Annotated in this window: 5 protein-coding genes; 2 read left to right on the top strand and 3 right to left on the bottom strand. The window is 71.8% G+C overall.

Translation table 11 applies throughout. The annotated features are described in order from the left end of the window. From B8460_RS17305 to B8460_RS17295, 3 genes are all read right to left on the bottom strand, one after another. Positions 1 to 3,425: hydantoinase B/oxoprolinase family protein (locus B8460_RS17305; RefSeq protein ID WP_048862867.1), on the bottom strand; the 3,425-nt coding region annotated here is incomplete at its 3' end. Beyond that, positions 3,425 to 4,672 carry an MFS transporter gene (locus tag B8460_RS17300; protein WP_241771223.1) on the bottom strand — a complete coding sequence of 416 codons (1,248 nt, stop codon included), beginning with the start codon at positions 4,670 to 4,672 and terminating at the stop codon, positions 3,425 to 3,427. The genes B8460_RS17305 and B8460_RS17300, both read right to left, overlap by 1 nt. 41 nt (positions 4,673 to 4,713) lie before the next feature. Next, a complete protein-coding gene (locus tag B8460_RS17295) occupies positions 4,714 to 5,514 on the bottom strand; it encodes a putative hydro-lyase (RefSeq protein ID WP_048862866.1) in 801 nt (266 codons plus the stop codon). A gap of 145 nt (positions 5,515 to 5,659) precedes the next feature. Between B8460_RS17295 and B8460_RS17290 the strand changes: the two genes are divergently transcribed. Beyond that, complete coding sequence (locus B8460_RS17290) at positions 5,660 to 6,118, top strand: copper chaperone PCu(A)C (protein ID WP_048862865.1); 459 nt, start codon at positions 5,660 to 5,662, stop codon at positions 6,116 to 6,118. Positions 6,119 to 6,176: 58 nt separating this feature from the next. Then, positions 6,177 to 6,956: a TerB family tellurite resistance protein gene (locus tag B8460_RS17285; protein WP_048862864.1), complete on the top strand. Its 780-nt coding sequence runs from the start codon at positions 6,177 to 6,179 to the stop codon at positions 6,954 to 6,956. Positions 6,957 to 7,061: the final 105 nt, after the last annotated feature.

Here is a 7,061-nt window from a genome sequence, read left to right as displayed (position 1 = left end):
GCGACGATCACCGACTGCATCGGCGCGAGGAAGCGCAGGCGCCGCACCACCCCCTCGCCGCCATGCCAGCGGCCCGTGCCACCGGAGCCCTGCCGGCGGGTGAACGTCTCGACCCGCACCGGATAGCGGAGTTCAAGCACCTCGGGGTCGGTCATGCGGGTGTTGGTCATGTGCGTGTGCACCGCATCCGCGCCGTCAAAGCCGCGTCCCGCGCCGGCACCGCCGCAGATCGTTTCGTAATATTGCCGCGTCGCGTCGCCGAACAGCAGGTTGTTCATCGTCGCCTCGCTGCAGGCCAGCACGCCGACCGCGCCGAACAGCGCGTTGGCGACCGCCTGGCTGACCTCCGTGTTGCCGGCCACGACCGCGGCACCCGGCGCCGGCGACAGGAAGGTGCCGGGCGGTATCCGTATGTCGAGCGGCTTGAGGCAGCCGTCGTTCAACGGAATGTCGCGACCGACGAGGCAGCGGAACACGTACAGCACGGCGGCACGCGTCACCGCCGGCGGCGCGTTGAAGTTGCCCGCGCTTTGCGGTCCGGTGCCCGTGAAGTCGATCACCGCCGAGCGGGCCGCGCGGTCGAACGACATGCGCACCACCAGCGGCGCGCCGTCATCCATCACGTAGTCGAACCGCCGGTCGGGCAGTTCCTCGGCGAGACGGTCGATAACCCGCCGGACGCTCTCCTCGGCATTGTCCATGACATGGCGCATGTAGGTGCCCACCATCTCCCAGCCGTACTGGGCAACGACGCGGGTGAGTTCCTGCACGCCCTTTTCGTTGGCCGCGACCTGCGCCGCGATGTCCGCCACGTTCACGTCGGGACTGCGCGCCGGATAGCGCGCACCGGCCAGGAGGTCGCGAAACGCCTGTTCGCGGAAATTGCCGCCGTCCACCAGCAGGAAATCGTCGATCAGCACGCCCTCGTCCTCCAGCGTGGTGGAGGTCGGCGGCGTGGAACCCGGCGTGATGCCGCCGATATCGGCGTGATGCCCGCGCGAGGCGACGAAGAAGCGCAGGCTGCGCCCGTCGGCGTCGAATACCGGCGTGACCACCGTCACGTCGGGCAGATGCGTGCCGCCGTTGTACGGGTTGTTGAGCGCCACCACGTCGCCCGGCTTCAGCGTGGCGCCGCGCGTGCGCAGCACCGTGCGCACGCTCTCGCCCATGGCGCCGAGATGCACCGGCACGTGCGGCGCGTTGGCGACCAGATACCCGTCGGCGTCGAACACCGCGCAGGAGAAATCCAGCCGCTCCTTGATGTTCACGCTCATCGACGTGTTCTGCAGGACCGTGCCGGTCTGCTCGGCGACGTGCATGAACAGATTGCCGAACAGTTCCAGCAGCACCGGGTCGGGACGCCCCGTTGCCGCGTCCACATGGTCGGCACGCGGCGCCGTGCGTCGCAGCAGCAGATCGCCGCCGGCCGTGATCTCGGCGGTCCAGCCCGGCTCCACCACGGTTGTGGCATTCGCCTCGCGCAGCAGCGACGGTCCCTCGATACGGTCGCTCGCGCAGAGCGCGTCGCGGTCGAACACCGGCGCCGCGTGGCTGCGCCCGCCCGACCAGACGTCCACGCTGTCGATCGGCGCCGGCGCCGGCCCGTCGCGCGTCGCGGCCGGAGGCAGTGCGACCGGTTCGCCGGCCGCGGTCGCCTCGACGGCCACGTTCTCGACGACCAGCCCGCGATCGGGCGTGGCGAAGCCGAATCGGGCGCGGTGCGCGGCGGTGAAATCCGCGACGACGCGGTCATGGTCCGCCAGCGGGACGATCAGCGCCGCCTCGGTCCCGTGATAACGGCAGTGCAACAGCCGCGCGACCTCGATGCGCCCCGGCGCCGCCCCCTGCTCGATCAGTGCTGCCCGCGCGTCCGCCGCCAGCGCGTCGGCATGCGCCGCGAGATCGGGCAGCACCTCGGGCGTGAGGGGCACCTCCACCGCCTGCTCGCGCAGCACGGTCTGGTCGGCGAGGCCCATGCCATAGGCCGAGAGCACGCCGGCATACGGGTGGATCAGCACCGTCGTCATGCCAAGCTCGTCGGCGACCAGACAGGCGTGCTGGCCGCCCGCGCCGCCGAAGCATTGCAGCGCGAAGCGGGCGGCGTCGTGGCCGCGCGCCACCGACACCTGCTTGATCGCGTTGGTCATGTTGGCGACCGCGATGCGCAGGAAACCCTCGGCGATGTCGCGGGGATCGCGCCGCTCGCCGGTCGCGGCCGCGACCTCGTCGGCCAGCGCCGCGAAGCGCGCCCGCACCGTCGCGGCATCGAGCGGCTGATCCCCGCCGGGGCCGAAGATCGGCGGGAAATGCGCCGGCTGCAGCTTGCCCACGCACACGTTCGCGTCCGTCACCGTCAGCGGACCGCCGCGCCGGTAGCAGGCGGGCCCCGGATCGGCCCCCGCGCTGTCCGGACCGACGCGGAAGCGCGTCCCGTCGAAATGCAGGATCGACCCGCCGCCGGCCGCCACCGTGTTGATCGCCATCATCGGCGCGCGCATGCGCACGCCCGCGACCTCCGTCTCGAACGCGCGCTCGAACGCGCCGGCATACAGCGCGACGTCGGTCGAGGTGCCGCCCATGTCGAAGGTGATGATCCGCTCGATCCCCGCCGCGGCCGCGGTGCGCGCGGCGCCGACGATGCCGCCGGCCGGTCCCGACAGGATGGCGTCCTTGCCCGCGAAATGCGCCGCCTCCGCGAGGCCGCCATTCGACTGCATGAAATAAAGCCGCGTGTGGCCGAGTTCACCCGCGACCTGATCGACATAGCGGCCGAGGATCGGCGAAAGGTAGGCGTCGACCACGGTGGTGTCGCCGCGCGGCACCAGCCGCAACAGCGGGCTGACCGCGTGGCTTGCCGAGACCTGCGTGAAGCCGCAGTCGCGCGCGAGCGCCGCCAGCCGCTGCTCCTGGTCCGGATACTTCCAGGCGTGAATCAGCGCGATCGCGCAGGCGCGTATCCCGCGCCCGTACGCCGCCCGCAGCGCCGCCAGGGCCGCCGTCTCGTCCAGCGCTTCGACTTCGGTGCCGTCGGCGCCGACGCGCCCGGCGACCTCGGCCACCTCCTCGAACAGCATCGACGGGCGGCGTATGTCGAGATCGAACAGCCGTGGGCGCGCCTGATTGCCGATGCGCAGAAGGTCGGCGAAACCGCGGTTGACCAGCAGCAGCACGCGGTCGCCCTTGCGCTCCAGCAGCGCGTTGGTGGCAACGGTCGTGCCCATCTTGACCGCGTCGATGACGCCCGGCGGAATCGCCGCATCGGCGGCGATGCCGAGCACCTGCCGTATCCCCGCGATCGCGGCATCGCGATAGCGTCCGGGGTTCTCGCTGAGCAGCTTATGGGTGGACAGGCGGCCGTCCGGCGCGCGGGCGACGATGTCGGTGAAGGTGCCGCCGCGATCGATCCAGAACTGCCAGGCAGCCATCAATGTCCTCCCGTCATGTCCGCCCAAGTCGCCAGCTCCCGCCCGCGCGTCTCCGGGAGGGTGAGCGCCGCCACCGCCATCAGGCCGTACGCGATGACCGCGAAATAGCCGATCGCGGCGCCCAGCGGCAGCACCGCCGAGGCGCTGCCCACCAGCGTCGGGAAGAAGGCGGCGAAGCCGCGTCCGGCGTTGTAGCAGAACCCCTGCCCCGCGCCGCGCAGCTCGGTCGGATAAAGCTCGGTGAAGGTCGGCCCCATGCCGCTGAAGACGCCGGACGCGAAAAAGCCCAGCGGAAAGCCCAGCACCAGCATCACCGCGTCCGAGATCGCGACATGCGTATAGAGGAACACGACGCCCGCCGAACACACGGCGAACATGAGAAAGTTCAGCCGCCGCCCGACGGCGTCGCACAGATAGGCGCTGAAGACATAGCCGCAGAAGCTGCCGACGATCACCACCATCAGATACGACAGGCTGCCCATCACCGTGATGTGGCGTTCGGTCCGCAGGAACGTCGGCAGCCAGGTGGTGATCGAGTAGTATCCGCCCTGCGCCCCGAGCGCGAGGACGGAGCAGCGCAGCGTCGTCCACCACAGATGCGGCCCGAAGATCGCCAGCGTCCCGGGCGCCCGTCCGGCCGTATGCGCCCGCACGAACGGCGCGGGTTCGGGCACGTAGCGGCGGATGGCGAACGTCACCAGCGCCGGCAGAAGGCCGACGAAGAACAGCGCCCGCCACGCATAGGCCGGCGGCACGACGCGCAGGATGATCGTCGCCAGGATCGCGGCGACGCCCCACCCGACCGACCACGACGACTGTACGAACCCCACGGCGCGTCCGCGATGGCGGGCGGCGATGACCTCGCCCATCAGCACCGAGCCCGCCGCCCATTCGCCGCCAAAACCCAGCCCCTGCAGCGACCGGCAAATCAGCAGCGGATAGAAGCCGGTCGTCAGGCCGCAGGCGGCGGTGAAGACGGCGAACCACAGCACCGTGATCTGCAGCGTGCGCACCCGGCCGAACCGGTCGGCGAGCATGCCCGCGAACCAGCCGCCGAAGGCGGAGAGCACCAGGGTCGAGGTGGCGATGATGCCCGCCTGCTCGCGCGTCAGCAGGGCTAGCCCGATCATGGTGGGAATGACGAACGAGTAGATCTGCACGTCGAGCGCATCGAGCGCGAAGCCCGCGAAACAGGCCCAGAACGTCGCGCGCCCCGCGCCGCTGAGATCACGATACCAGTCGAGCACGGCCCGTCCCCCGTTCCGTTGTTGCCGCCCCGCCGGGCGGATCAGGCGAGCGCCGCCTCGTGCGGCAGGTCGGTCACCAGCATGCAGCCCGGCGCGTGGGCGATCACCAGCGGCAGCCGCGCCGCTTCCAGTGCCGCCTGGCTGGTGACGCCGCAGGCCCAGAACAGCGGCACCTCGCCTGGGTGGATCTCGACCGCGTCGCCGTAATCCGGCCGGCCCAGGTCGGCGATGCCGAGCGCGGCCGGGTCGCCGAGATGGATCGGCGACCCGTGCATGCGGGGGAAGCGGGCGCTGATGCGCGCCGCCCGTTCCGCGTCCGATGGGGAGAACGGACGCATCGACACCACCAGGGGGCCGTCGAAGGGGCCGGCCGGCTCGGTCGGACAGCGCGTCCGATACATCGCGACGTTGCGCCCCTGCGCGACATGCCGCAGCGGCACGCCCTCGGACAGCAGCGCGTGCTCGAAGGTGAAGGAGCAGCCGATCGCGAAGGTGACGAGGTCGTCCCGCCACAGGGCGGCGATGTCCGTCACCTCCTCCGCCGCCACGCCGTCGCGATAGACGCGATAGCGGGGCAGGTCGGTGCGCATGTCGATGCCGGCGCCGAGCGCCGGGAGGGCGGGATCGCCGGCCGCGCCGCGAGCGAGCAGCGGGCATGGGCGCGGGTTACGCGCGCAGAACAGCGCGAAGTCGTCGGCGACGGCCGCCGGGACGATGGCGATGTTGGCCTGGATGCATCCGGGCGCGAGACCGGCCGTGGTGCCCGTCACCCGCCCCGCGCGTATGTCGGCCCGTGTCTGCCCGCCCGTCATGGCCGCTGCCGAGGCTGCTGTCTGGTTCATCAGCCTATTGGGCACGGATCGGGGGACGAGCGGAAGCGGCTACCGGCAGCCAAACCGGCGACGCAACGGCCTCCTCGCGGTCTCGCGACGAGGCGCGACCGGGCGCGATCTTGCCCGCGACGCCCCGGCGGGATAGGTCGCACCGATGCGCACGACCCAGACCCGCGCCGCCGCGCGCGCCGCCCTCGCCGCCATCTTTCTCACCGCCTCGGCCGTCGCCGGCGTCCACGCCGCCCGTGCCGACGCCGACCCGCTGAGCGTGGCCGACGCATGGACCCCGGCCGCCGCCGCGAGCGGCGCGACGGTGCCGCTCTACATGACCGTGACGAATACCGGCGCCGCCGACGCGCTTCTGCGCATCCGCTGCCCGGTCGCGAACTTCACCGACAAGCGCGTTATGGACGTGGGCGAGGGCGGCCTGTCGGCCCGCGAGGTCAAGGCGCTGCCGCTGCCGCCCGGCAAGACGGAGCTGAAGGCGGGGGCCGCGTTCGTGCAACTCCTGCAGACGACCCAGCCGCTCGCGGCCGGCGATCACTTCAACTGCCATCTCTCGTTCAAAAGCGGCGCCAGCCTCGACGTGCCCGTGACGGTACGCGCCCACTGAGCCTCCCTCGCGCGCTTCCGCTTTGCCGGCGCGGCGGGTCGCGTGCTAGCTGCTGCCCATGGGATACTGGGGAAAGCTGATCGGTGGCTTCGCGGGCTTCGCCGTGGGCGGCCCGTTCGGCGCCATGATCGGCGCGGCCCTGGGCCATGCGGCGGACAGCGGCGCGGGCGAGGGCTTCCGCCTGCCCTTCGACCAGGGCGGCGTGTTCAACCCGGCACGGGTGACGGCCATGCTGGGCGGCCGCGAGCAACTGTTCGCCATGGCCGTGGTCGTCCTCTCCGCGAAACTCGCCAAGGTGGACGGACCGGTCAAGCGTGAGGAGATCGAGGCGTTCAAGCGCCTCTTCCGCATCCCGCCGGCGGCCATGCGTGACATCGGGCGGCTGTTCGACCAGGCGCGTGACAGCGCCGGCGGCTACGAGGCGTATGCCGACCAGCTCGGCGACAGCTTCGCCGACAACCGCGGGATGCTGGAGGAGGTGCTGGCGGCGCTGTTCGCGATCGCCCGCGCCGACGGCCCGATCAACGCCGCCGAGCAGGGCTTCCTCGCCCGCGTGGCGCGCGGCTTCGGCATCGCGGACCGGGGATGGGAGCGCGCGCGCGAGGGCCTGCCGCCCGGTCGTGGGGCCGACGAGGCCGACCCCTATGCGATCATCGGCGTGCCGTCGACCGCGAGCAACGAGGCGGTACACGCGGCGTGGAAGAAGCTGATGCGGGAGAACCATCCTGACACGCTCGCCGCGCGCGGCGTTCCGGCCGACTTCGTCGCCAAGGCGAGCGAGAAGGTTGCCCGGATCAACGCGGCCTGGGACCGCATCAAGCGCGACCGACGGCTGTGATCCCCCGCCGCCATGCCTGACGGCGCGCGGCCGGCCGCGTGCCCGCATCACGACGCGCGCCCGGACGGGACCCGCGTCGATCTGCTGGTGCTCGCGGACACCCGG

The organism is Acidisphaera rubrifaciens HS-AP3, from assembly GCF_000964365.1.
Classification (GTDB): Bacteria; Pseudomonadota; Alphaproteobacteria; order Acetobacterales; family Acetobacteraceae; genus Acidisphaera; species Acidisphaera rubrifaciens.
This window is presented reverse-complemented; position numbering and strand designations above follow the sequence as displayed.

Excerpts from the sequence above, each read along its gene's own strand:
- B8460_RS17290 (WP_048862865.1), top strand. The coding sequence starts at position 5,660 with ATGCGCACGACCCAGACCCGCGCCGCCGCGCGCGCCGCCCTCGCCGCC.
- B8460_RS17285 (WP_048862864.1), top strand. The coding sequence starts at position 6,177 with ATGGGATACTGGGGAAAGCTGATCGGTGGCTTCGCGGGCTTCGCCGTG.
- B8460_RS17295 (WP_048862866.1), bottom strand. The coding sequence starts at position 5,514 with ATGAACCAGACAGCAGCCTCGGCAGCGGCCATGACGGGCGGGCAGACA.